This is a genomic window from Paenibacillus sp. FSL L8-0436 (genome assembly GCF_038593025.1).
In the GTDB taxonomy this organism is placed as follows: domain Bacteria; phylum Bacillota; class Bacilli; order Paenibacillales; family Paenibacillaceae; genus Paenibacillus_AQ.
In genome coordinates, this window is sequence record NZ_CP151955.1 from 1,290,447 (window position 1) to 1,314,686 (window position 24,240).

At 51.4% G+C, this 24,240-nt stretch carries 22 protein-coding genes; 14 read left to right on the forward strand and 8 right to left on the reverse strand.

The annotated features are described in order from the left end of the window. The first annotated feature begins 18 nt into the window (after positions 1 to 18). Entirely contained in the window at positions 19 to 1,791 is a 1,773-nt protein-coding gene (locus NSS79_RS05925) for a histidine kinase (protein ID WP_342438651.1), read from the forward strand. Between the two features lie 106 nt (positions 1,792 to 1,897). Next, entirely contained in the window at positions 1,898 to 3,025 is a 1,128-nt protein-coding gene (locus NSS79_RS05930; protein ID WP_342438652.1) for a family 10 glycosylhydrolase, read from the forward strand. Between the two features lie 140 nt (positions 3,026 to 3,165). On the opposite strand, the gene NSS79_RS05935 is transcribed toward NSS79_RS05930, so the two are convergent. Further along, the gene (locus NSS79_RS05935; protein ID WP_342438653.1) at positions 3,166 to 3,774 is read right to left on the reverse strand and encodes a hypothetical protein; all 609 of its coding nucleotides are present in this window, start codon (positions 3,772 to 3,774) and stop codon (positions 3,166 to 3,168) included. A gap of 210 nt (positions 3,775 to 3,984) precedes the next feature. Here NSS79_RS05935 and NSS79_RS05940 point away from each other — a divergent pair, with 210 nt between their 5' ends. The 5 genes from NSS79_RS05940 to NSS79_RS05960 all read left to right on the forward strand — a co-directional run bounded on the left by NSS79_RS05940 (position 3,985) and on the right by NSS79_RS05960 (position 8,662). Beyond that, on the forward strand, positions 3,985 to 4,437 hold the full coding sequence (locus NSS79_RS05940; protein WP_342438654.1) for a YhcH/YjgK/YiaL family protein: 453 nt from the start codon (positions 3,985 to 3,987) through the stop codon (positions 4,435 to 4,437). Positions 4,438 to 4,585: 148 nt separating this feature from the next. Beyond that, entirely contained in the window at positions 4,586 to 5,503 is a 918-nt protein-coding gene (locus NSS79_RS05945; RefSeq protein ID WP_342438656.1) for an AraC family transcriptional regulator, read from the forward strand. 39 nt (positions 5,504 to 5,542) lie between these two features. After that, entirely contained in the window at positions 5,543 to 6,619 is a 1,077-nt protein-coding gene (locus NSS79_RS05950; protein WP_342438657.1) for a Gfo/Idh/MocA family oxidoreductase, read from the forward strand. A 342-nt stretch (positions 6,620 to 6,961) separates the two neighbouring features. Then, positions 6,962 to 7,693, forward strand: a complete 732-nt coding sequence (locus tag NSS79_RS05955) for a ThuA domain-containing protein (RefSeq protein ID WP_038586852.1) — start codon at positions 6,962 to 6,964, stop codon at positions 7,691 to 7,693. Next, the gene (locus tag NSS79_RS05960; RefSeq protein ID WP_342438658.1) at positions 7,694 to 8,662 is read left to right on the forward strand and encodes a sugar phosphate isomerase/epimerase; all 969 of its coding nucleotides are present in this window, start codon (positions 7,694 to 7,696) and stop codon (positions 8,660 to 8,662) included. Positions 8,663 to 9,036: 374 nt separating this feature from the next. Here the strand turns inward: NSS79_RS05960 and NSS79_RS05965 are convergent, their stop codons facing one another. Beyond that, positions 9,037 to 9,546 carry a GNAT family N-acetyltransferase gene (locus NSS79_RS05965; protein ID WP_342438659.1) on the reverse strand — a complete coding sequence of 170 codons (510 nt, stop codon included), beginning with the start codon at positions 9,544 to 9,546 and terminating at the stop codon, positions 9,037 to 9,039. 145 nt (positions 9,547 to 9,691) lie between these two features. On the opposite strand from NSS79_RS05965, the gene NSS79_RS05970 reads away from it, so the two are divergent. Further along, positions 9,692 to 10,387 (forward strand): copper homeostasis protein CutC, encoded by a 696-nt coding sequence (locus NSS79_RS05970; protein WP_342438660.1) that lies wholly within the window; start codon positions 9,692 to 9,694, stop codon positions 10,385 to 10,387. Positions 10,388 to 10,411: 24 nt separating this feature from the next. Here the strand turns inward: NSS79_RS05970 and NSS79_RS05975 are convergent, their stop codons facing one another. Further along, on the reverse strand, positions 10,412 to 12,073 hold the full coding sequence (locus NSS79_RS05975; RefSeq protein ID WP_342438661.1) for a helix-turn-helix domain-containing protein: 1,662 nt from the start codon (positions 12,071 to 12,073) through the stop codon (positions 10,412 to 10,414). A 146-nt stretch (positions 12,074 to 12,219) separates the two neighbouring features. Continuing rightward, entirely contained in the window at positions 12,220 to 13,248 is a 1,029-nt protein-coding gene (locus tag NSS79_RS05980; protein ID WP_342438662.1) for an ABC transporter substrate-binding protein, read from the reverse strand. A gap of 280 nt (positions 13,249 to 13,528) precedes the next feature. Here NSS79_RS05980 and NSS79_RS05985 point away from each other — a divergent pair, with 280 nt between their 5' ends. Beyond that, positions 13,529 to 14,584: an SPFH domain-containing protein gene (locus tag NSS79_RS05985; RefSeq protein ID WP_342438663.1), complete on the forward strand. Its 1,056-nt coding sequence runs from the start codon at positions 13,529 to 13,531 to the stop codon at positions 14,582 to 14,584. Beyond that, positions 14,581 to 15,549 carry a sugar kinase gene (locus NSS79_RS05990; protein ID WP_342438664.1) on the forward strand — a complete coding sequence of 323 codons (969 nt, stop codon included), beginning with the start codon at positions 14,581 to 14,583 and terminating at the stop codon, positions 15,547 to 15,549. Before NSS79_RS05985 ends, NSS79_RS05990 begins: the two co-directional genes overlap by 4 nt. A 100-nt stretch (positions 15,550 to 15,649) precedes the next feature. Here NSS79_RS05990 and NSS79_RS05995 read toward each other — a convergent pair whose 3' ends face one another. Then, positions 15,650 to 16,111 carry a hypothetical protein gene (locus tag NSS79_RS05995; protein WP_342438665.1) on the reverse strand — a complete coding sequence of 154 codons (462 nt, stop codon included), beginning with the start codon at positions 16,109 to 16,111 and terminating at the stop codon, positions 15,650 to 15,652. 206 nt (positions 16,112 to 16,317) lie between these two features. Here NSS79_RS05995 and NSS79_RS06000 point away from each other — a divergent pair, with 206 nt between their 5' ends. The 4 genes from NSS79_RS06000 to abc-f all read left to right on the forward strand — a co-directional run bounded on the left by NSS79_RS06000 (position 16,318) and on the right by abc-f (position 20,816). After that, a complete protein-coding gene (locus NSS79_RS06000) occupies positions 16,318 to 17,229 on the forward strand; it encodes a L,D-transpeptidase family protein (protein ID WP_342438666.1) in 912 nt (303 codons plus the stop codon). A 330-nt stretch (positions 17,230 to 17,559) separates the two neighbouring features. Then, the gene (locus NSS79_RS06005; RefSeq protein WP_342438667.1) at positions 17,560 to 18,009 is read left to right on the forward strand and encodes a DUF4362 domain-containing protein; all 450 of its coding nucleotides are present in this window, start codon (positions 17,560 to 17,562) and stop codon (positions 18,007 to 18,009) included. Positions 18,010 to 18,014: 5 nt separating this feature from the next. Then, the gene (locus NSS79_RS06010; RefSeq protein WP_342438668.1) at positions 18,015 to 18,506 is read left to right on the forward strand and encodes a GNAT family N-acetyltransferase; all 492 of its coding nucleotides are present in this window, start codon (positions 18,015 to 18,017) and stop codon (positions 18,504 to 18,506) included. 468 nt (positions 18,507 to 18,974) lie between these two features. Beyond that, positions 18,975 to 20,816, forward strand: coding sequence for an ABC-F type ribosomal protection protein (gene abc-f, locus NSS79_RS06015; RefSeq protein ID WP_342438669.1), 1,842 nt, complete (start codon positions 18,975 to 18,977; stop codon positions 20,814 to 20,816). A gap of 139 nt (positions 20,817 to 20,955) precedes the next feature. Here the strand turns inward: abc-f and NSS79_RS06020 are convergent, their stop codons facing one another. Genes NSS79_RS06020 through NSS79_RS06030 form a run of 3 tightly spaced genes read right to left on the reverse strand, consistent with a single transcriptional unit; the run spans position 20,956 to position 24,098 of the window. After that, positions 20,956 to 23,280, reverse strand: a complete 2,325-nt coding sequence (locus NSS79_RS06020; RefSeq protein WP_342438670.1) for a carboxypeptidase-like regulatory domain-containing protein — start codon at positions 23,278 to 23,280, stop codon at positions 20,956 to 20,958. Next, complete coding sequence (locus NSS79_RS06025) at positions 23,270 to 23,608, reverse strand: hypothetical protein (protein ID WP_342438671.1); 339 nt, start codon at positions 23,606 to 23,608, stop codon at positions 23,270 to 23,272. Before NSS79_RS06025 ends, NSS79_RS06020 begins: the two co-directional genes overlap by 11 nt. Beyond that, the gene (locus NSS79_RS06030; RefSeq protein ID WP_342438672.1) at positions 23,592 to 24,098 is read right to left on the reverse strand and encodes a sigma-70 family RNA polymerase sigma factor; all 507 of its coding nucleotides are present in this window, start codon (positions 24,096 to 24,098) and stop codon (positions 23,592 to 23,594) included. Before NSS79_RS06030 ends, NSS79_RS06025 begins: the two co-directional genes overlap by 17 nt. Between the last annotated feature and the right edge of the window lie 142 nt (positions 24,099 to 24,240).

Below are 24,240 nucleotides of genomic sequence, written 5' to 3' on the forward strand. Positions count from 1 at the left end.
AAAGGAGAACAGCGGCCTATGAAGCAAAAGAAACGGTTTCTGTCATTCGGCTACAAGCTGATGATTTCTTATATTGTACTGCTGATTGTCCCGGTTGCTTTTGTCGGTGCCTTTGCTTATAACACGGCGGTTGAATCCATCCGAACACAGACAAAGGCCAATATCCGGGGCACGCTTCAGCAGATTCAGGATAATATCCGTTATAAGGTGGAGGATACCAAGCGGCTGACGGACTCACTGTATTATGACCGCACACTGGCGGATTCCTTAAGGCGCTACGATGACGGCTGGTACAGCTTTGAGACGCTGCAGAGCTATTTGATCCCGATGCTGCAAAATACGGTGCATTCCTCTAACCGCAACATTGCACTGTCCTTGTATATTCAGAATGAGACCATACCCGAGGTTTACTATTCTTACGAAGGGATGGACCCGCTGCGGAAGGGGAGGTTCTACCAGCTGTTTCACCAAAAGCGGATTCTGGGCAAGACATGGTTCAGCGGTTTTCCCCGGGAGCAATACGGGGTAACGATGCAGTGGCGCCAGATCGAAGATGATGAGTCCTACGGGAATATTTCCTTGCTCCGCAGATTGATGGATACGTATGAGCCCACTGCCCCGAGTCCATTTGGTTTTGTCCGGATTACCGTCAAGATTGCCGATCTTCTTGAAAGCGTGAAAGATGATAAGTTCCGCAAGGGCAGTACAGTGTATATAGAAAATGAAAATCAAGACATTATCCACCTTTCTTCAGGGGATAAGAATATGAAACCCGAGCAAATTCCACTGCTGGAGAGCAAGGATTATCTGCAAATCAAGGCGCCGGTCGAGGAGCTGAACTGGACGCTTGCGGTCAATATCCCCAATGAAGTTTTGGAGCAGGATATCCAGAAGGTCAAAAGCGTAACCATTCTCGTCTGCCTGATTATGATCGGTTTCTTTTCCGCAGCAGGTATGCTGCTGTCCGGCTATTTTTCCCGGCGTGTCGTCAAAATTGTGTCTGTCCTCCGTTCCTTTCAGGAAGGGGATTTGCATAAAAGGCTTAGTTACCGGGGAAATGACGAATTTAATCAGATCTCCCTGACACTAAATAATATGGGGGAGAATATGAACCGCCTGATTCAGGAAGTTTACCTCTCCAACCTGCACAAGAAGGAAGCAGAGCTGGAAATTCTTCAGGCACAGATCAATCCCCACTTTTTGTATAACTCGTTTTCTTCCATAAACCGACTGGCACAGTTCGGTGAGATCAGTAAAATCCGTTCGATGGTCAGCGGCCTTGCGAAATTCTACAGGCTGACACTGAATGAGGGCAGGACGATGATTCCGGTCGAGAAGGAGCTGCAGCATGTACAGACCTATATTGACATCCAGAAAATCAAATATGAGGATCATCTCACCTTTAATTTCGATATTGACCAGAAGGTGCTGGGTTTTGATACTGTAAGGCTGATTTTGCAGCCCTTTGTGGAGAACATTCTTGAGCATGCTTTTTACGGGGAGACCATTCATATCCGCATTACGGCGGAGGCTGGTCAGCAGGGAATTGTATTCAAGGTGATTGACGACGGCATCGGTATGACTAAGGAAACCATCCGGCAGATTTTCTCTCCAAGCGGGATCAAGATGGGGTATGGCATCCGCAACGTAGACCAGAGAATCAAGCTGCAATTTGGCGATTCATACGGTGTCTTGCTCTACAGCCGGCTTGGAATTGGAACAACTGTTCAAATCACTATCCCTTACTTTCATCATACAGAGCTCACCGGCAACGACGGGACACAGGGATAAGGCAGAAGCTTTCCGAGCTTTCAGTCTGTCTGGGAAAGGAGGAGGAATAAGGAATTCGTAACATCTAATCTGCACCCCATCTAATTATAGAAAGGCGGAGAAAACAATGACTAAAGGTAAAAGAAAACGGACTTTGCTGATGGCCCTGCTCGCGCTGCTGCTGAGCTTTATACTGAGTGTTCCGGCCCAGACAACATCTGCCCAAACAGGACCCTTCGTATCCGAGATCATCGTGCGGACGGGCGCCAATTTCAAAAACCATAATGATGTTGTCAGCTTCGTGAGCAATGCGGCAAAGAACAATATTTCCGTCATCAATTTGAGTGTGAAGCAGGATGAGGATGAGGAGGTTCCGTCCGGCTATGCATTTTATAAGAGCAAGATTGCGCCGGTCGCTTCGGGATACTCCAATTTTGACGCAGTCAAGGATGTTATTGCTGAGGCACATAAAAAGAATATTCAGGTGAGGGCATGGATTCCGCAGTTCCACGACCGTGCGGCCTTTGACAAGAACAGTGAGTGGCAGATGCGCGCGCTTGTGGACGGCAAGGTGAAACCTTTTACAGGCTCCAATGGCACTGAATATTTTGTGAATCCGCTCCATCCTGGTGTGCAAGCTTATGAGCGCTCCATCATCAAAGAAGTTGCGGAAAATTATGAAGTTGATGGCATTGTCCTGGACTGGCTCCGCTTTGACGATTACAACATGGATATGGGGGATTACACGAGAACACAGTATAAAAATCAATACGGCTATGATCCAATTACCATTAACTTTGCTTCGGATAATGCGAAGCGGGAGGAGTGGAATGACTGGAGAACGACCAAGCTTGGGGAGTATGTGCGTGATGTGAAAAGCGATTTGGACGGGATTACGCCAGGACTCTTTTTCGGGGCTTATATTCTGCCGCCGGAGTTTGTGGAAGTCGGACAGGATGCCGCTAAATTTATGCCATACATGGATTTCGTTTCTCCGATGGCCTATTTCGACGATTGGGAATTTCCGCAAAGCTGGGTTTATGACAGCGAAGGAATACTAAGCCAGACCCGGCAAAAAATCGGCAATGCCGAAATCATTGCCGCGTTGGATACCGATTGGAGCGATGCCCAGTATAAAAACGTACAACAGGGAATCCGCTCCAACTTCCCCGACATTTCAAATCTGGCTTTTTTCATTTATGGCAAGTGGACGAATACGGATATGAAGAATATCAATAAGCGCGCAAACTGGTAGCTGGATTTTTACTTATGGGTGCATTATTTTGCTGGAATAGCGCAAAGTAATGCACCTTTTTTTGTGAATGAAGAGAGAAGGGCGAGGATATTGGCAAGTTGAGCAAGGGGATGGAAAGCAATACGATGACCGCACTGTAACTATGCTGAGACAATATCCCGGATCATCTCATGCAAATGCTGTACTTCCATAAGGGCCTGGGAGTATTCCAGGTCCGATTTTTTGGCCGGTATCTGCCTTGGAAGAAAGGGAATCGACAGTACGGGCGTATCCTTGCTGCTGAGGTAGATTTTAAGCGTAAGCTCAATGATTTCCTCGGGTTTTCCGTCTTCCTGTCTGTTTGCGGTTCCGTAGACTGCGGCAGCATCCAGCACTTTACCTGTGCCGGCCTTTGCGCCGCTGCTGGTAATCCGGCTGGTTTTGCTGGCTTTGGTCAGGGTGAGGGCGTTCTCAACAATTTCAGAGCCTAAGATCACATCAAAGGTGTAAAGGACAGCTGAGGGCGTTGCATGGTTGTCAGGGGAATACATGCCGATAGCGAGCTGCTTGCCTCCTTCATCCAGGGCAATGATATGAGATTTGTCTGGAGTGATGAACCGCTTGGTGAATTTAAGGTTGAAATCAGCCAGTGTATGGATCAGCTTGTTCAAGTCAGACGAAGGATCGGACAGTTTATGCCGCAGCACCGCTGCCGCCAGCAGCAAGCCAACACCTAGTGCGGCGAACATGTACATCAGGATAATGAGCATTATACCGCCTCCTAAAAGTTTTGCGAGCTTAGCCTCATTGAATCCACTTCGGGCAAAACTTACTTCGAAAGCATAGACTTAAGTTTTGTGAGTTTATTAAGAATCTATGCCGGGGGTACGTGAACAAATACATAGACCTGCTGCGGGGAATCAACTATTCTTTTTCTATTCCGCGAGACGGGGATATATGATTATAGGAGGATTTCGGGCATGATAGTGGATACATTGGGGCATTTGCTGGAGAATGAGGCTGCTTACGGAGAGAAAATTCAGCGTGGACTGCAGTTCCTGCGGGATACGGATTTTGCAGGAATGGCTGCAGGCCGCCATGATGTGAATGAAGAAATGTTCTATTTCATCAATGAATACGAGACCAAGGACGCCGGAGACTGCTTCTGGGAAGCCCACCGGATCAATCTTGATCTGCATTATATTCTTGAAGGCACGGAGCGGATCGGTTATTCCGCTATTGAGCAGCTAAAGGTTAGAGATGAATACAGCCCCGAGAAAGAAGCGGTGTTCTTTACGGGCGCGCTGGTGTCGGCGGTAACAGCAGGTCCGGGAGCGCTTGTCGTCTGCTATCCGCAGGACGGGCATATGACAGGAATTGAAGCGGGGAAGAAGGAAGCGGTGCGGAAGGTTGTTTTGAAGATTAAACTCTGATTTGTTTTCGATATAAATAGGGTGTAAAAGAGAGCCCCGCGGGGCTCTTTTTTGCGCCTCTTGATGTGTCCTCTGCCGGGGGATAAGATAAAGTGGGGTTCAATGAAATTTTAATTACAGCTAATTACCCGGACAAGGAGCCGCGCTAATGAATATTTATCTCGAACTTCCGGATGTGGATAAGCATTTCCCCTTCCGCAGTTTAGTCTGCGGAGGTGACGATCTCACATATCCGCATTGGCATAAAGAAATCGAAATTATTTACGTCACCAAAGGAAGACTAAATCTGGGAATAAATGATACCCCGATCCGGATGGAACAGGGTGAAATACAGTTCATCAATGGCGGAGATGTGCACTATTTCCTCGCCTCGCCTGAAAGTGAACGGTTTGTGATCCAGTTTGATCTCGGACTGTTCCAGGAGGTTACTGCGCTCGGCGGCAATGAATATTCGCTTCGCGATCTGTTCACAGAGATGGAGCAATCCAGTTCAAGCTGGCCGGAAGCGGTAGCAAGGAAGGTGATTGGCCTTCTGGAGAGCATTTACGAGGAGGACACGCAGCGGCGTGAAGGCTATGCCTATCTCATCAAGGCGAGACTGTTCGAGCTGCTGACGGTTATTATGCGGGAAGTGCCGAAGAATAGCAGCAACAGAGGGCCCAAGTTCTCGGAGGATACTCAGATCCAGTCGCGGGAAACGCTGGAACGGCTGGAGCGGATTTTCATCTATGTCGAGCAGCATTACCAGGAACCGATTACGCTAAACGAGGTAGCCGGGCATATGGGCTTCAGTCCGTATTATTTTACTAAGCTGTTCAAGAAGAATACGGGCATGACCTTTGTTGCCTTCCTCAATGAATACCGGCTGAATAAAGCCAAGTGGATTCTGCTCAATGAGAACCTGCCCATGTCTGCCGTGGCGGAGGCGGCGGGGTTTGGCAGCGTGAAGACTTTCCATCATTTTTTCAAGGAAGCGACGGGAATATCGCCGCTGAAATACCATAAGACAATATTCAGGAATAACAGGGCAAGATTGCAGGAAGAAAGCCCTTCCGCGGATTTGTAAGATAGAGATAGTAAATCAACAAGTGGAGGTTAAGAGAGAATGACTTTAAAAGTTGGAATTATCGGCTGCGGCGGCATCGCGAACGGCAAACATATGCCTGCACTCAAAAAAGTGGAAGGTGCGGAGATGGTTGCTTTCTGCGATATCGTTCCTGAACGTGCCGAGCAGGCCAAAGCGGATTACGGAGATGCCAACGCTGCGGTATACAGCGATTATAGAGAGCTGCTTAAGGATGCAAATATAGATGTGATTCACGTGTGTACGCCGAACGTTTCCCATGCGGAGATTTCGATTGCGTCCATGGCGGCCGGCAAGCATGTAATGTGCGAGAAGCCAATGGCCAAGACGACTGCGGAAGCACAGGCGATGATTGATGCTGCGAAGCGCACCGGCAAGAAGCTGACGATCGGATATCAGAACCGGTTCAGAGCCGATTCAGCTTATCTGCATGCCGTATGCGAGAACAACGAGCTTGGAGAAATTTATTATGCCAAAGCGAAGGCCATCCGCCGCCGTGCGGTTCCGACCTGGGGCGTATTTCTCGATGAAGAAGCGCAAGGCGGCGGTCCGTTGATCGATATCGGCACCCATGCTCTTGATTTGACCCTGTGGATGATGGACAACTACAAGCCGAAGTATGTCGTGGGCAATGCCTACCACAAGCTGTCCGGCCGCAAAAATGCCGCAAACGCCTGGGGGCCGTGGGACCCGGAGAAATTCACCGTTGAAGACTCCGCCATCGGCTTCATTACGATGGAGAATGGCGCAACGATCGTGCTTGAAGCCAGCTGGGCGCTGAACACGCTGGATGTCGGCGAAGCCAAGACTGCGCTCTGCGGCACGGAAGGCGGAGCCGATATGGAGAAGGGGCTGCGCATTAACGGAGAGGCCTATGGCAAGACGTTCGAGAAGTATATCGGACTTGATGCGGCTGGCGTTGATTTCTACGACGGTGCCGGAGATGATCCTGCAGTGGTTGAAGCCGAGCAGTGGATCCGCAGCATTGTGAACGACACCGAGCCGGTGGTGAAACCGGAGCAGGCGCTGGTGGTTACACGCATTCTGGAGGCGATCTACAAATCGTCAGAGACCGGCATGCCGGTGTTTTTTGACTAAAGAATTTTGAGTAATAATGAAAGATACCTGCCTGATGCTTCATACATTAACAGGAAAACGGCCCGCTAATTGAGAGTCTGGCAGATTCAGATGACAAGTAAGGGGAATTGAGCCCGCTAATTTTTAAGGATCTTTCAATTTCACCGAACCCGGCAGAATTAAAGGGCCAATTTCCCTATAAGTGTCGAGAAATGACCATTCCCATGTATTTAGCGGGTGATTTTCCCGCTTTAAGAAACGTAGGACATTAAAGTCCCACATGTATATATGCTTATCGATTTTGCATTAACGGATAACTCAGCATATCCCTGAATTATAGCTCAAATTAGGAGTGTGTCCAAAGTGACCAGAGTAACCATATGGAATGAATACCGTCATGAATTGCAGGAGGAACGAATCCGCCGGGTGTACCCGCAGGGAATTCATGGACAACTGGCCGGATTCCTGCAGGAAGCAGGCTTTGATACAGCAACAGCAACCCTGGACGAGCCGGAGCATGGCTTGACGGAAGAGGTGCTGGAGAATACGGATGTGCTGGTCTGGTGGGGGCATGTTGCCCATCAGGAGGTCAGCGACGAGATTGTAAGCCGCGTGTACAACCGGGTTCTGAAGGGAATGGGGCTGATTGTGCTTCACTCCGGCCACATGTCCAAAATCTTCATGAAGCTGATGGGCACCAGCTGCGACCTGAAATGGCGCGAAGCAGAAGAGAAGGAACGTCTCTGGGTAATGGACCCGAGCCATCCGATTGCCGAAGGCATCGGCGAATACATCGACCTGGAGCAGGAAGAGATGTACGGGGCGCATTTTGATGTGCCGGCACCAGAGAGCCTCATCTTTGTCGGCTGGTTCGAGGGGGGCAATGTGTTCCCGAGCGGTTCGACTTACCGGCGCGGAAGCGGGAAGATTTTTTATTTCCAACCGGGCCATGAATCCTATCCGACCTATTACAACAAGGAAATTCAAAAAGTGATTATCAATGGCGTCAATTGGTGTGCTCCAACCAAACGTGATTATCCGGTATACGGTCATTCTGAAGCTTTGGAGCCAATCAGAGAAAAGGTGGGAATATAAATGAAGTTAGGTGTATTTGATCCGGTATTCGGAAGCTTAACACTCGAAGAGATGCTCGATAAAATTGCTGCCGCTGGCCTGAACGCCGTGGAAATCGGCTCGGGAGGCAATCCGGGCAATGCCCACTGTCCGACCGACGAGCTGCTGGCCAGCGAATCAGCCCGCGAGGCCTATCTCGAACAATTCACCAAACGCGGGATTATCATCAGCGCTTTCAGCTGCCACAATAACCCGATTTCACCGGATAAGGAAGAAGCCCGCCAAGGCGACGAAATTCTGCGCAAGTCGATCAAGCTGGCTTCGCTCATGGGCGTGCCGGTTGTCAATACGTTCTCAGGTACTGCCGGGGACAGTGACGACGCCAAAGCACCTAACTGGCCGGTAACTCCTTGGCCTACCGTATACAGCGATATTTTGACCTGGCAGTGGGAACAGAAGCTGATTCCGTACTGGAAGGAAATCGGCAAGCTGGCCGAAGAGCATGGAGTCAAGATCGGTATCGAGCTGCACGGCGGCTTCCTGTGCCATACGCCATATACGATCCTCAAGCTGAGAGAAGCTACCTGCGATGCCATTGGTGCGAATCTCGATCCGAGCCATCTGTGGTGGCAGGGTATTGATCCGGTAGGAGCGATCAAGATTCTCGGCAAGGCAGGCGCGATCCATCATTTTCACGCCAAGGACACCTATCTTGACCAGGACAACATCAACATGTACGGCCTGACAGATATGCAGCCTTATGGGGATGTACAGACCCGGGCCTGGACCTTCCGCTCCGTAGGCTGCGGGCACAGCATCTCCGAATGGTCGGATATTATGAGTGCGCTGCGCACTTACGGCTACGACTATGTGGTAAGCATTGAGCATGAAGATCCGCTGATGTCGGTGGATGAAGGATTCTTCCGGGCTGTCACCAATCTGCAGTCCATTCTCATCCGCGACCAGCCACTGGATATGTGGTGGGCGTAAAGGGATTTTAGTTCTGTCTATAGCAAAAGCCGGTGTTTCTGCGAATCGCAGAAACACCGGCTTTTATTTTAACCGCACGCGGGCTGCAAGGCGGAATGAAGGGTAAAAGTGCACTTGATTCCGCCGCATGCGCGCTGCAAGGCGGAATGAAAGGTACAAGTGCCCTTGATTCCGCCGCATGCGAGCTGCAAGGCGGAATGAAAGGTGAGCAAGCTTATTCACTATATAGAGTGAACTTAATAATCTAACTTACTGTATTGGTGAAACCATTGACCCGCGTTTCATCAGTAAGCATGTACTCATTCTTTAGTTCAGCTTATATAGCTTCTATTTCGACTTGTGCCCTGGCAAAGATGAGTGTGCCTTTTTTTTGTTCAAGTTAACTTATAATATAATACCGTAGCATCCAGTTGCCCGTTGGCTGACCGGCAATAATTCGGGATTCGGCCTGCCTCGATGTATCCCCGTGATTGATAGAGCAGGTTGGAGGGATCGCCTTCCCGCGTATCCAGTACAAGCAGTGTTCTGTCTGCTGCTGCTGCGGCTTGTTCGGCGGTGTCGAGCAGGAGTCCGGCGATGCCCTTGCGGCGGTGCTCCGGATGAACCATCAGTTTGGCAATTTCCGCCCGGTGCCGGGCATTGGCTTTGGCGGCTAAATGGAGCTGCACTGTACCCGCGACTTTGTCGCCCTCCATTGCTGTCCAGAGCAGGACATGCGGATCAGGGACGCTTTTCCAATAGGCTGAAGCTTCCTCAGCTGTGACCGGAGGGAGAAATCCGATCGAGGCGCCATCTTCCACTACTTCTGTCAACAGCCCGCTCAATTCAAGCTCTGTCTCCGGCAGTAATGTTTCCAATAGTACAACATTGATTTTAGGGTTCATCGGATTTAGTTCCTTTCACCAATAAAATGTAACAGCTAAATACAATAGAATGAATTCTGTATCATTCTCATTATACTTATGGGAGGTAAATTAACAAAAGATTAAAAGGCATGGATGAATATAATCAAGGAGAGGAAGTGGAGCAATGCTGTTAGAGGTCATTGCAACGACCGTAAATGATGCCGTCCTTGCCGAACGGCATGGAGCAGACCGGATTGAGCTGATTTCAGGCATCCTGGAGGGGGGACTGACTCCCAGCCTGGGGCTGATGGAAGGCGTGCGCGAAGCCGTGGACATCCCGGTCAGAGTCATGGTGCGGCCGCATGCCCGGTCTTTCCGGTATGATAAAGCGGATGCGGAGACGATGCTGCGCGACATCCGCCATATTGCCGCCATAGGAGGGCTGTCGGTGGTCATGGGAATGCTCGGCCGCGACCGGACGGTGGACGAAGAGCTGCTCAAACAGCTGCTTCAGGCTGCAGACGGCATGGAGGTGACCTTCCACCGGGCCTTTGATGAGGCCGCGGATCAGCTCGAAGCCCTGGAGGTTCTGTCACGCTACCCTCAGGTGACGGATATTCTGACCTCCGGAGGGCAGCGGACTGCGCCCGAAGGCGCGGAAAGGATTGCGGTGCTTGAGCGTTTATCCTCCGCGAAATCCGTCTCCATTCTGGCCGGAAGCGGCCTCACAGCTTCTGGCCTGAGAGAGTTTCTGGGTGAAACAGCTGTGGAACGGGTGCATTTCGGGTCAGCGGTAAGAGAAGACGGCGATCCGCTGCGGCCGATTGATCCCGGGCGGCTGCAGGAAGTCCGTTCGATTCTGGATCTATGGGGAAAGTGAACTGAATGCAGGCAGCTCCTTCGTTCATACCGGCTGACCGCCTAGCAGCTTGGGCAGCAGATTGAGCAGCTTCTCCCGGGTTAACGCGTCTGCAGAGTTCCATTTCGCGTTCTCTAGCAGATAGACTTGGCTTTTCCGCACGGCGGGAAGGGTGTTCCAGAGCGGGCTCCGCATCAGCTGCTCCATGGCCTCCAGCGAGTCCTTGCGCTCCGGAATGAGCATGAAGATCCGGTCTCCCGCATAGGTATGCAGCTGCGACGGATCGACCTCGGCGAATCCGAGCTCTTGATCCAGAATGCCCCGGATCACCTTAGGCGGCTGCAGGCCGCCAGGGGCATATAGGGCACTGGAAAGCCCGGTCCTTCCCATGGCGAACAGATGGTTTCCGTGGTCGTATATCAGCGCGGAGGCCGTCTCTCCGGGCTGGAGTGTTTCCTCGTAAAGACGCTGCCACATGGCGGCGTTTTTGGCATGGAAGGATGCCAGCCAAGCCTCGGCTTCACGCTGCTTTCCCAGCCAGCTTCCCAGTATCCGCATCCGCTGTTCGAGAGGTGCAAAAGAATCGAAGGTTAGTGCCGGAGCTATGCTTGAGACGATCCGGTAAGCCTGCTCATCCGCGTTGGCAAAAATAATCAGATCGGGATTTAGTGAGGCAGTCAGCTGCGGGTCCAGCGGAAAACCGACATTAGCCAGCTTCTTGAGCCGGTGCTTATAAACGCTGTTCCGCGCAAAAGCCTCATCTCCGCCGACAGGCTTCACGCCCAGCGCGAGCAGATCGCCCAGCGTTTCTCCGTGATAGACAACACGTCGTGGCCGTTCAGGTATCTCCACCTGATGGCCGGTCCAATCCTTGACCGTCGGCTTCCGGCGCTGCGTATAGGCGTATTGTCCAGGGGTGACCCCGGTCTTCTGGCGGAAGCGGCGGCTGAAATAATATTCATCAGAGAAGCCAACCTGCCGGGCGATTTCCCGCAGGGGTTCAGCGGAGTCCAGTAAAAATCGCTTCGAATGGTGAATGCGCAGCTCGGTCAGATAATCAAGCGGTTTTGTGCCGGTAAGCTTTTGGAAGAGCGGAGTATACTGCCAGAGCGAGATGCCCGCAAGTTCTGCCAGCTGCTTCACCGTGATGCTCTCCATATAGTGCTTCTGCATATACTCCACAGTTCTTTCCACGGATTCTGCAGGACTTGGCAGCTTTCCGGAAGGATAATTGTGCTCGAAGAGCAGCAGCAGCAGTTCTTGAAATTTCAATTGCTGCTTGTAGTGCTGCACATCGTCGCCGCTGTTGTCCTTCATCACCAGTTCTTCCGCCAGGCGGATGACTCTGGTGAACGGATGAACGATTAATTCCCGTCTGCCCGGCAGCAGCTCCCCGGCATAACGCTCCGGACGTTCGGCCGCATGAATGGCTGTAAAAGAGACAAGGTAATAATACAGAGTCATCTCCGGATTGTCCGCGCTATAGGAGGTTCCGGGAGACAGCAGGTAACACTTATCGGCACTCAGCGGTGTAATCTGGCCGTCAATATGCAGCACTCCGCTGCCGCCCGTAAAGACAAGAAGCGTATGACAGAGTGGTATCTGCTGTACTGGGCAGGAGTCGGCAGGCTGAATAATCAGTTCGGCGTTGGACAGCTGAAACAATAGCGAGCGAAGAGGGAGAGGTGGCAATGAGGGATGCTGCAAGGTACGGTCTCCCTTCAATAGTGAGAATGATTATCAATAAATACATTGTATATAAAACAAAGAAGCTTATCAACTGGCGTTGACAAGCTTCTTTTTGTGTCAGATATGTCCCCGTGTAAACACCGGGACCCTAAGAAATGGATGAATTATTTATTATTCAGCAATTTAGGGATTTCTCCCAGCAGCCATTCCCGGGTAGTTGCATCGCTTGATGTCTTCATAATGTCTTGTGTGTAGACATAGCCGTTCTTGACAGCGGGAAGACTCTTCCACACCTGACTCTTCAGCATTGCTTCTGTGGATTGCTTGGCTTCATCGGCAACAGGAGTTAGCAGGAAAATCCGGTCTCCGGAATATTGTTCAAGCGCCTCCATAGATACTTCCTGGAATCCCATACCTTCGTCAAGCACCTTCTGGATCGCGGGGGTTGGCTTGAAGCCATTCTCACCATACAGCACCTGCGACAGTCCGGTTGTGGCCATTACGAACAGCCGGTCACCGGGATAATAGGTGAAGACAGCTGCGGTTTCTCCCTCTTTCATCAGACCGCCGCTTTTCAATTGCTCCCACATGGCGGTTTCCTTTGACTGGTACTGGGTCAGCCAGGCTTCCGCTTCAGCCGATTTATCAAGAAGTCCGCCGATTTCCGCCATCCGTTCCTGTAGCGGGGCGAAAGTATCGAAGATTACAGTGGGTGCAATTTTGGACAATGCCTCGAAATCCGCTTCGTCCGTTCCTGCATAGATGATCAAGTCGGGTTGAAGCGACAAAGTCTTCTCCAGGTTAATCGGGAATCCTACATCCTCGACACCCTTCAATTGGTCTTCGAACACCTGGCCATCGCCCATCGAAAGCGGATAACCGACTGCTTGCACACCCAATGCCAGTAAGTCACCATAAGTTTCTCCGGAGTAAACTACACGTTTCGGTGTAACCGGAATCTCCATAGTATGGCCTTTGTAATCCGTATAGGAGCGGGTTTTCGCTGCAGCTTCACCAGTGTCAGCGTCGGATGCCTCCGGAGCAGGTGATGCGCTCGCGGCGGTATTGCTGCCAGCAGAGTTAGCCGCAGCATTGCCGGCAGATGGTTCCTCTGAATTTCCGCACGCGAGCAGAAGGGTGCTCATCACGAAGATGACACATAACGCGGCGAAGGGTTGTCTTGCCTTTTTCATAGAATCTTGCCTCCCCAGAAATAGATAACGATTAACAATAATGATAATCATTCTCGTTAGAAACCAATCTTAAAGGAAACCCGTTCTTTACTCAATGGACAAAATTCAAACCGTCCTTTCATTTTGTACAAATCTGTTGCTCCCGGATGGGAAGAAGTAGTTGCGTTGCTTCAAAAAAATTAGTTGTAGTATGTTATTAACAACTTGATAATATCAAAAATTCATGCTATACTGTTGTTAATAACAAAATGTTAATAACATAAACCAGGAGGTTTTGTCCATGTTCGGATTCCGATTCGTGAAATTCCAGCCCAGCGATTATGTGCTCAAGGTGAAGAACGGCAAAGTCGTCCGTGAAGGCATCGGTCTCTCTTTTCATTATTACGTGCCGACTACGTCGGTTGTTGTAGTGCCGGTATCCTCGATTGATGTCCCGTTTATGTTCGAAGAGATTACGAGCGATTACCAGACGGTAACTGTCCAGGGCCAGCTGACCTACCGGATCATCGATTACCGCAAAACCACACAAATCCTCAATTATACCTACAATTTGAAAAAGAACACGTACCTGTCCGATGATCCCGGCAAGCTGGCCCAGCGGGTCATCAACATCGCCAAGGTGCTGACCAAGAAGCAGCTGGAGCAGCTGCCCCTGCGGGAAGCCATCCAGTCAAGCGAACGTCTGGCCAAGACCATTACCGGGGAGATCGAACGGAACGCGGAAATTGAGAAGCTGGGGATCGAGCTGATGGGGCTGTCGATTCTGGCGATTGTTCCGAACAAGGAGACCCTTCGTGCCCTGGAGGCGCAGGCCAGAGAAGAAATTCTCCGCAGCGCAGACAATGCGCTGTATGAACGGCGCAATGCCTCCATTGAGCAGGAGCGGCGGGTGAAGGAAAACGAGTTGAATACGGAGATTGCTGTTGAGACGAAGAAGAAGCAGATCCGTGAGACCCAGCTGGATGCAGAGCGTTCAGTAAAGCAAAAGCAGAACGAAATGAAGGAAGAGCAGCTCAGCTTCGATACCGCACTGGAAGAGAAGAAGCAGGAGCTGATCGGACTCACTGTGGCCAACCAAAGAGCGGAAGCAGATGCCAAAGCCTACGAGCTGTCGGCGGTGATGAATTCGCTGCAGGGAGTATCGCCAAATGTGCTGCAGGCACTGACCCATGTCGGCATGAAGCCGGATAAGCTGATCGCCATCGCCTTCCAGGAACTGGCTGAGAATGCCGGGAAGATCGGCCAGCTGAACATTACGCCGGATCTTCTGCAGGGAATTATGGCCGGATCGGCCGGAAACGGGGCAGGTGCGGCGAGAGGAGCGGGAGGGCGATGAGCGGCCGGATGTCCGAGAATAAGATCATTCTGATCAAACGCAAAACACGGCTGGAAGAGCTGGTGGTCCGCTACAATACGATCCAGCAGGCCCAGTTCTATATTGAGCGGCTGGGTGCGGATTTCAGCGACTATATCAGCGAAGATCATCATTACCGCAAGGCGGTGGAGACGGCAGTGATTGAGCTGAGCGCCATAGGCAGAGTTCAGCTGCTGGAGCGGCAGCATGTTCCGAATTTCATCTTCGGTGATGAGGATACAGTGGTTGTGCTTGGGCAGGACGGACTTGTAGCCAATACACTGAAATACTTGCGGGAGCAGCCGCTGATTGGTGTCAATCCCGATCCGCAGCGCTGGGATGGAGTGCTGCTGCCGTTCACCGTCAAGGATCTGCGGCTCCTTCTGCCTGAGGTGTTCCGGGGCCAGCGCCAGGTGCGCGAAGTGACGCTTGCCCGGGCGGAGCTTAATGACGGCCAGAGCCTGTACGGTGTCAATGATTTGTTCATCGGCCGCAAAACCCATGTGTCTGCACGTTACCAGCTTCAACTGAATGATGTAACCGAGCAGCAGTCCTCCAGCGGCATCATTGTCTCCACCGGGATGGGTTCCACCGGCTGGCTCAAGAGCGTCCTTGCCGGAGCGACGGGCATTGTCCGCAGCGCAGCCGGGCTGCAAATGGATGCGGAAGCGGAGGCAGTACTTGGCTTGGCCGGTTCCGGGCAGCGGCTGGCCTGGGATCATCCGCATCTTTATTTCACGGTGCGGGAACCTTTCCCCAGCCGTACGACCTCCGCCGGAGTTGTCTTCGGGCAGATCGGCGCTCAGCAGCCGCTGCGGATTACCTCGCAGATGCCGGAGGACGGAGTCATTTTCAGCGATGGAGTTGAAAGCGACTTTCTGGAGTTCAATTCCGGTGTGGAGGCCACCATCAGTCTGGCTGAGAAAAGAGGGAGACTGGTAGTGTGAAGCTAGGATCAACAGCCGATTTGCCATATGGATAAGCACAAAAGGCTGTCTCAAGCAGAATAATCTGCCGGAGACAGCCTTTTCGAAAGATAAGCAAGTCCTATTGAAAGTTCCGTCCTTGATTCATCAATGAGCCATAGTTTTGGCCGGTAGGAGAACCGGTATGCGATGGCATCGGATTGAACGACGGGTTCAGCGGGGTATGCACCGAATGCATAGGCTGCTGTTGACCATAGGAAGGGTTAAAGGATGGGTTGAGAGACGGATTAAAGCTTTGAGCGCCTGTAGTATTTCCGGCAAATTGAGAGGACTGCTCAAGCTGTCTAAGCGTCTGTGTAACCTGCTGCAGCTGCTGAATGGCTGTGTTATGGCCCTGCAGCGCATTTTGAATAATTTGACTCGCCTTGTGCTCACGTTGGGCCAGTTCTTCCAGTCTTACCGCATTCTGCTGCTCCTGCTGGAGAAGCTGCTGATAATTCTGGCTGGCTTGCTGTGTCTGGCTCACAAGCTGTTGAATGATTTGTTCGCAATGACTGATCTGGCTGGAAAGGTTTGAATTCAAAGTAATTTGCCTCCTTGGGCGTTTGAGTTTGAGCTTGCGGATTTATTATCTCTGAGGGGGCGGCGGAATATTCATGCAAATTCAGGTTTTGGGAGTATGGGACAAACAAGAACGAATAGGTACAGGCAACGGTGCAACTAATGAACTCTGATTTCGTCTATGTAGATGAGTTTCCTTAATCACCCATAACCTGGAGGTGGGGCAACATGAATCTGCATGATACGGCCGGCTGGTGCAAGGCTTATTGGGCACGCAGTCTCAAGCTGGCGCTAATGTTTGTGCTGCTGTTTACGGCTTGCTTTACCGGAGCGGCGGCAGCAAAGGCAGCATCGTCAGAGCTGATCATTGTCAACAAGAAGACAAACAAACTCGGTTATTTCAGCGGCGGCAAGCTGGAGAAGATTTTTCCGGTTGCAACGGGCAAGACAAAAAGCCTGACCCCTGAAGGCAGCTTCCCGATTGTGGTCAAGGTCAAGAACAGACCTTACTACAAGGAGAAGATTCCCGGCGGAGATCCGGCCAATCCGCTCGGTGACCGCTGGCTCGGACTGAAAGTGAACGGCACGATGGGCACAACCTATGCCATTCACGGCAACAATAATGAATCCTCCATCGGCAAATATGTCAGCGCCGGCTGCATCCGGATGCATAATGACGATATCCACTGGCTGTATCCGCGGGTGGCCAAGAATACAACCGTTATTATTACGTCCTCCTCATCGGATATGGAAACCATTGCTACCAAAGCAGGTTATACACTCGGCCATAAAGTGTTCGCCGGGACGTTCATCATTCACGGTGAAAGTGTAAAGCTAAAGGATCCTTTTGTAGTGGAGGACTCCAAAGTCTTTATACCTCTCAGAGAATCCGTCGCCCTCTGGGGCGGAACATTGAAACTTCAGCCAGGGACCGGTGCACTTATTATTACCATCGGGGATCGCACCGTGATTCATAAACCGCAGACTGCTCAAGCAGTAGTTAATGGAAAAGTGGTTGCAATAACAGCTTCACGGCTGGAGAGCAGCAGGCTGCTCATTCCGCTGGACAACGTCACCGGGTTATTCGGATTGCAGTTCACCTGGAAGCCGAAGGAGCAGACTGTGGCTTTCGCGGACTAATGTAACGTTCATCGTAATTGTAAGACCGCAGACGGGAAGGCGTCCGGCTGCGGTCTTTTTAACATATATATAGATAGAACTTAAAAACTTGAGATAAGGGAAAGGAGCAGCGAAGGGGAATTTTGGAACTGGAGGAACGGTAGTGTCCGCCTTTGTCTTCGGATTTCTACCGCTAATTGTGGTTAAAATCAAGAAATCCGAAGACAACAGCGGCCGGAAGTCCAAATATTCCCCGTAGTTGCGACGTTGTTCGTTTCTCGGGAATAGGGCAGGATTTTACAGGATAAATATTGAAGTTAGTAGGTAGGTAAGTGCAAAAGGAGGTTTTCGATGAAAGCTTTGTTTACAACCCTTTACGTTATAATCTGCACAGCTACGCTGCTGGCCTGCAGCCGTTCCTATGATCCTGACGAAGCTGCGGAACGCGGGGATGTTGTAGACCTCCATGGGATGATTACCAATGCAGAGCGACTGGATGAGTTTCTTGGCAATATAGAGGAGAACCACTCCGATAAGGTCAGGGTTACACAGTACACGGAGGAAGCAGACCCGATCTATATTGATCTTGCCTATGACGGAGAAACGGTGAAATTTAAATATGACAATACCCACGATGAGTATGCAAAAGGTAAAGTCAGGACCAGTGTCTGCAAAGGAATCAGTAAAGAGGTCACCGATAAGAAGATTGAATATAAGCTGACTGGATGCTCCGGCAAAAATAGTGATCTGGCGGATTCTTTCAGTCTGAGGATACAAGGAAAACAACTGAGTGAGGAGTGAGCTGTATGACGCTGAATTTGACCAGCCGGACTTTAGCACAGGAGGATCTGGACTCCATCTGTACGTTTGTCCGGGACGCCGAAGAAGTTTTTTGTGTAAGCCCGAAATTCCGGTATCCGCTGACAGCGGAGCAAATCCTGAAGAGGCTGGAGAACAGATATAGTCCGACAGTCATTGTATCCGGGGATGCGCCGGAGCCGCTTGCTTATGCCAATCTTTATGATAAGGATGAGGAGAGCCATACAATTTGGCTGGGCAATGTGATTGTAAGTCCAAGCTACCGGGGCACAGGGGTTGCGGCTTACCTGATCCAAACCATGATGGATACCGCCAAGCAGGAGCATGGGGTCCGGACGATGAAGTTATACTGCCACAATACGAATACAAGAGCACTGCTGTTCTATTGCAAGCAGGGGTTCAGCCCCTGCGGATATAAGGTGCTGGTCAAACCGGATGGCGAGAAGCTGGTAGGGATCGCAATGCAAAAAGACCTATAACCCTGCGAGACTGAGACTGTTATGATTTCCTATGAGGAGATCCCACTCGGAGTTGATGCTGTTCACAGGTAACTCTTAATTATAATTATTCTTGACCTTGCTTATCGGGTCCCTGCTTCTATATACTGTAAATAATAATAATTCGGACAATTACGGAGGTTCACCCGACTGATGAATAACTAACACGTTTCCCAGCAACAGACCAGTTAACTTGTGATGTGCTTATGCACAAGCCACGGGACGCCCTTGTAGGGTGTACGGTCAGGGGATACGTGTGTCGTTCGGGGCCTATACGATGCTAATAGAGGATTGAAGCTGGTGTTGACGGCTTGCCCTGCAATTAAACAGGGGGAGGTTACGTCCGCACCACTGTTTCCTGGCATCTCTCCCCCTTCATACACAACTCTACCGCAGGCCGCTGGCTGCGGTTTTTTTAGTTTCGGGATTTGATGAAGCGGAGGAATGAATATGACCAAGACCTTAATAAAAGCCAAAAATATACGCAAAGAGTGGAATGGCATTGCCCTATTTGAAAGTGTGTCGTTTGAAATCACAGAAGGGGAACGCGTGCTGTTATTCGGACGCAACGGGATCGGCAAGACGACGCTGCTGCAAGGACTGCTCGGCCGTCTGGCCTTTGAGGAGGGCAGTGTCTCTTACGGGTTGCCCGCGGAGGAATGGGGTGTGCTGGACCAGCAGCTGGAGATTTCAGTTGAAATGTCCGTGCTGGAGTATGTTTTCTCCGGCTGGAAAGAGCTAGCTGCACTTAAAGGCAGACTGGAGACACTGGGCAAGCAGCTTCAGGATACGGAAGGTGCCGATGCGGAGGCGGTGGCCGAATATGGAGAAATCTATGAGAGCTATCTGCAGTTGGACGGCTATGGCTGGGAAGCCAAGGTGGAGAAATGCCTCAGACAGCTGAAGCTTGATCCTGCGCTATGGGGCCAGCCGTACCGCCTGCTCAGCGGCGGCCAGAAGACACGGGTTCAGCTCGCTGCGCTGCTCGCCCGGCAGCCGAAGCTGCTGGTGCTGGATGAGCCGACGAATCATCTGGACAGGGAAACGATGGAGTGGCTGGAGGAATGGGTACGGAGCTATCCCGGTACGGTATTGTACGTTTCCCATGACCGTACTTTCATTGACCGGACAGCTACTGCTGTGCTGGAGCTGACTCCACAGGGCTGCCGCCGTTATCCCGGCGCCTATAGGGAATACCGCGAGCAGAAAGCGCTGGAGGCCCGCACGCTTGAAGGACAATACAAAAAGCAGGAGCAGGAGAAAGAGCAATTGCTGGAGAGCATCCGCCGTTACGCGGAATGGTTCCAGCAGGCACACCGCTCCGCCGGGCAGAACGATTTCCTGCGTTCGAAATCGAAGAAAAATGTTTCCCGCCTCCATGCCAAGGAGGCCAGCCTGGCAAGGCTGGAGAAAAACCGCGTGGAGCTGCCGAAAGCAGCACCCAAGCTGAGCATGAAGCTGGAGAGTGAAGCTTTCCAGGGAGATGCGCTGCTGAGCTTACACAATATCCGCTGTGCCTATGGAGACAACCCGGCGCTGCTGGAGGACTTCAATCTCTCCTTGCGGCGGGGCGACCGGCTTGCCGTTCTGGGACCGAACGGTGCCGGGAAGTCCACGCTGCTGAAGCTGATCGCAGGAGTTGCACAGCTCTCCGGCGGTGAAGTGACCCAACATCCGCGTACTCAAATCGGGTATTTTGCTCAAGAGCTGGATCACCTCGATCCTGAATCAACCTTACTTGACAGCCTGCTGGAATTGCCGGGGATGACGCAGACGGAGGCGCGGACGATTCTGGGCTGCTTTTTATTCCCCCGGGAAGATGTCTTTAAGCACATTGGCGACCTTAGTATGGGCGAGAAATGCCGGGTCGCGTTCCTCCGGCTCTACTTCGGTAGAGGCAATCTGCTGGTGCTGGATGAACCGACCAATTACCTGGATATCGACACCCGGGAACGGGTGGAAGAGGCGCTTGCGGCCTATCCGGGCGGGCTGGTTATCGTCTCCCATGACCGTTATCTGCACGCTAAGGTCGCCAACCGTCTGCTGCTGCTGGAGCCTGGTCGGAGACCGCAGTTCTTCCCGGGCACTTATGAGGAATATACTGCAAAGGAACGCGGCCGGGTGCTGACCCCTGAGGAGCAGACGCGTGAAGGAGAATTGCAGTTGCTGGAGATGAGCCTGGCCCGGCTTATGCGGAGCGATGCCCTGGAGACAGAGGAAGAGAACCGGGAACTGATGGCGGAGATTGTGAATCTGCGGAAAGCCATCGGGACGCTGTTGGAGGAAAATTGAATATTTTGGAGAATAATTTCTTGCCGGAACATATGTAGTAAATAAAGCCGCACTGGATGAACTAAAGTAAGCCGAAAAGGGATAGAAACGGGTTGTTAACTACCCGATTCTATCCCTTTACTTGTCTCCGAAAAAAACCTTAACTAACTTCAAGTACGGCCTTCATGAAGTTTTTCAGTGCTGAAGGCTCACCCTCCTTGGTCCATTGTTGCAATGCCTCCGATTCACCTGCGACATAGGAAGCAAGCTTCTCGTGCAGCAGCTTGTCAAAAACCTCCGGCTGCTTTTCCCGCTCAGATTGAAGTTTCAAGATCAGCAGAGGCCAGCGGTAACCGCTTGTTCGATACCCGTGCTCAGGATAACGTTTTGCCAGCTCCAGCACGGAGGTGAGCGGCTGGCCGGCGGCTAGTTCCGCCGCCAGATAGCTGCCGATAAAGCGGTGGCTGAGGTCTTCCTCCAGCGCAACGGCAAACTGCTTGCGGGCCTCTGCCAGTTGCCCCTGAAACATAAGTGCGGTGGCATGGATGGCCATCTCATAAGAGCTTGGTTTTTCCTGAATAAGCTCATTATACATGGAGTAATATTTGTTATAGTTCACCCAGTCGGCGTGGTCAAAGTAATGATCTACAAGTGAAAAGGTAAAATTGGCATCCGGACGCAGCTGAACGAGCTGGATTAACAAGGGGATTGTCGCATCCTCCGCTTGTTTATCTTTTGCATAGGAGGCTTTGGCTCTCAGGAGATGAGTCAGCATTTTCAGAGCATGGGCATCCTTCGGATTTGCGGCATAATCCCGGCGATAGGCCTGCAGTGCCTGCTCGGGCTTCTTGTTCTTAACAAGCTTGTCTGCGGCAGTAAGTGTACGCGACTTGTAATAGAAGAAAGGCAGATTGCCCACGGTATCATCGTTCAGCCGGTAGCCGTTGCTGCGGGTAAGCAGCTTGCCTTGCTCATCAAAAGCATCGATGGTCCACGAGAACCGGCCTTCAGGGTCTGCGAACCCAAGCAGGGAGGATGGTTGAATAGTTTTCCAGTCATCTGCGCCGCCGCTGATGGAGAAGCCGCCGGCATCGTATAACTCTTCCGCCGGGATGGATACCTTGTTGTCCTTAATGTTCTGCCGAACTATGGTTGTGAATGAGCCATCTTCTATATTAACGGTGCCGCTCAGGTTGTAATATGCCGCAGTTTTGACCGGCTCCCATTCAAATTTAACGGAGGAACCGGTAACCACTTGTGAATTGACAGGAGATTTCAGTTCAAGCAGCGGCTGCAGAACGATATTTTCGGTTAAATCGTCCCCCGGCTTGATTTCAAGCCAGTCATCAGACTGTACTGGCCAGGCCCAACTGTCGATCTGGGCAAAGCTGACGCCGATCTGAAGCTGATAGAAGCCGGGAATGACCCCGCTGAATTGATAATGTCCGCTCTCATCGGTAACGATTTGATAGGGTTCGGTATTGCGCATAACACTATGATGGACCTCACTTTCTGCACGGAGAAAGATGCCGGCCCGCGACACCGGGGTTCCATCGCTTTTGGTGAGTGTACCCTGTAGGGTCGCCGGTGTATGGATACCCATATCTACAGCAGATTGCAGTGCCGTCCGAAGGGCAATAAGTCTGATGTCGCTGTCAGTAGTTCCCTGCTCGAAGGCTTCGGCGCTGCTGCCGTTGCCGCTTTCCCCTGAATGGATTGACTGTAGTTCGTCCCCGCCATATTCCTTTTTGAGTTCTTTCCATCCCACCCGGTATTGTTCCAGCGCGGTTGTAACCAGAGTTAATGCCTCACGGCTTTTCCCCTGGGCAAAAAGCAGCCGTCCGCTAAGCCAGGCCGTACGGGCATCCATTTCCAGATCGTTGTTCTGGACAGGGGAATCCGCTTGTTTCAGCAGGTCGTCCGCCGCTGTGAAATTACCGCTGTTCAGTGCCCGTTCTACCCGGATCAGTGTCAGTTCCTTTGCCAAGGAAGAGGAGCTGCTAATCCGCTCCACCGCAGCTGCCAGTGCCTGGTCAGCCTCATCATCCATTGTGCCAATTACGTCGTACTCATAGAGCAGCTGCTTGACCGCATTCAGCATAGAATAGTCAGCAGGGCCTTGCATAATATACTCCTGCAGGAATTTGATCCTGTCTCCGGGCAGCAGAGGGGAATGAATTTCTTCGTTTTCACTTTGTGATGACTGGGTCATCGAAGCTCCGATATACACATTGAAGCTGTACGAAGTATCTAGATTGCCGGGTTCAATGATCTTTGTGCGGATCAGCTCCATCCGTTTGCTGCCGGTGCTGCCATTTAGAGTATTGAGAAGTTTTATTCGATCATCCTTGGCTGTGGAAGCCGTTAAGGCGGGGTTTCCTGTTCCGGATCGTGAGAAAGGCAGTGTAACAGCTACTATAGCCAACAGAGAGAGGGGCAGCAGCACGAACAGCACCAGGTGTTTGACCTTTAATCTAATTTTCATACCGTTTCACCGCCCGCTCATAGATGTCTTTCCAGTACATATTGCCTCCGGCTTTGATTAATTCACGTTGTCCCGGCTGCTGAACTGCTTGCTGGGTTTCAGTACCGGTATGCGGTGAATATAACAGCAGTGCTCCTGTTACGAGGATTGCCGTGCATGCGCCAACAGCTTTGAGAGGAATTTCCAGCTCCTTGTTCCACAGTGCCAGCAGACGGGCCCGGCCCGCAGGAGGGTGGGTTTGCCGCAGTACCTGTTCATGACCTGTAAAAGTGACGGGAAGGAGCTCCTCATCAAGCCGCTGTTTGATTTGTTCACGATCCGTATTCATAGGAAATGCCCTCCTTCTCCAAAGTCTGCTTAAGCAGCATCCGGCCTCTGGCCAGACGGGATTTAACCGTATTCTCCGCTGTATTCAGCTCCGCGGATATTTCGCGGATACTCATTTCATGGAAATAGTACAAGGTCAGACTTTCACGATAGATGTAATCCAGGCTTCGGACGGCTTCAACCAACCGCACATGATGCCATTCCACCATAAAATGTTCTTCCGCTCCAGTGGAGGTACCGGACTCATCCATCCATTGTCCGCTCTCTGCCGCAGGAAAAATGCTCCGCCAGCTCCACGTCCGCTGCTTCATCCGGCAGCGGTTGACAACGATGGAAACCAGCCAGGCCTTTAGCCGCTGCGGATCCTGGAGCTGGGCCATTTTGGCGTAAGCCTGAATAAAGGTATCTTGCACGGCTTCTTCGGCAGATTGCTGGTCTTTAAGCAGCAGGCAGGCGGTTCTGAGCAGCACATCACCATAAAGCTCCATCAACAGGCGGAGAGCCGACTCATCCCTAGCAATAATTCTTTCTATAATATCCAGATGAAGCTCCCCTCCCTTTACTATTAAGATGCGTGCTGGTGGGTTATGGTTGCGTTAGCAGGCGATTTTTTCCTGAGATGCTAAATCAGAG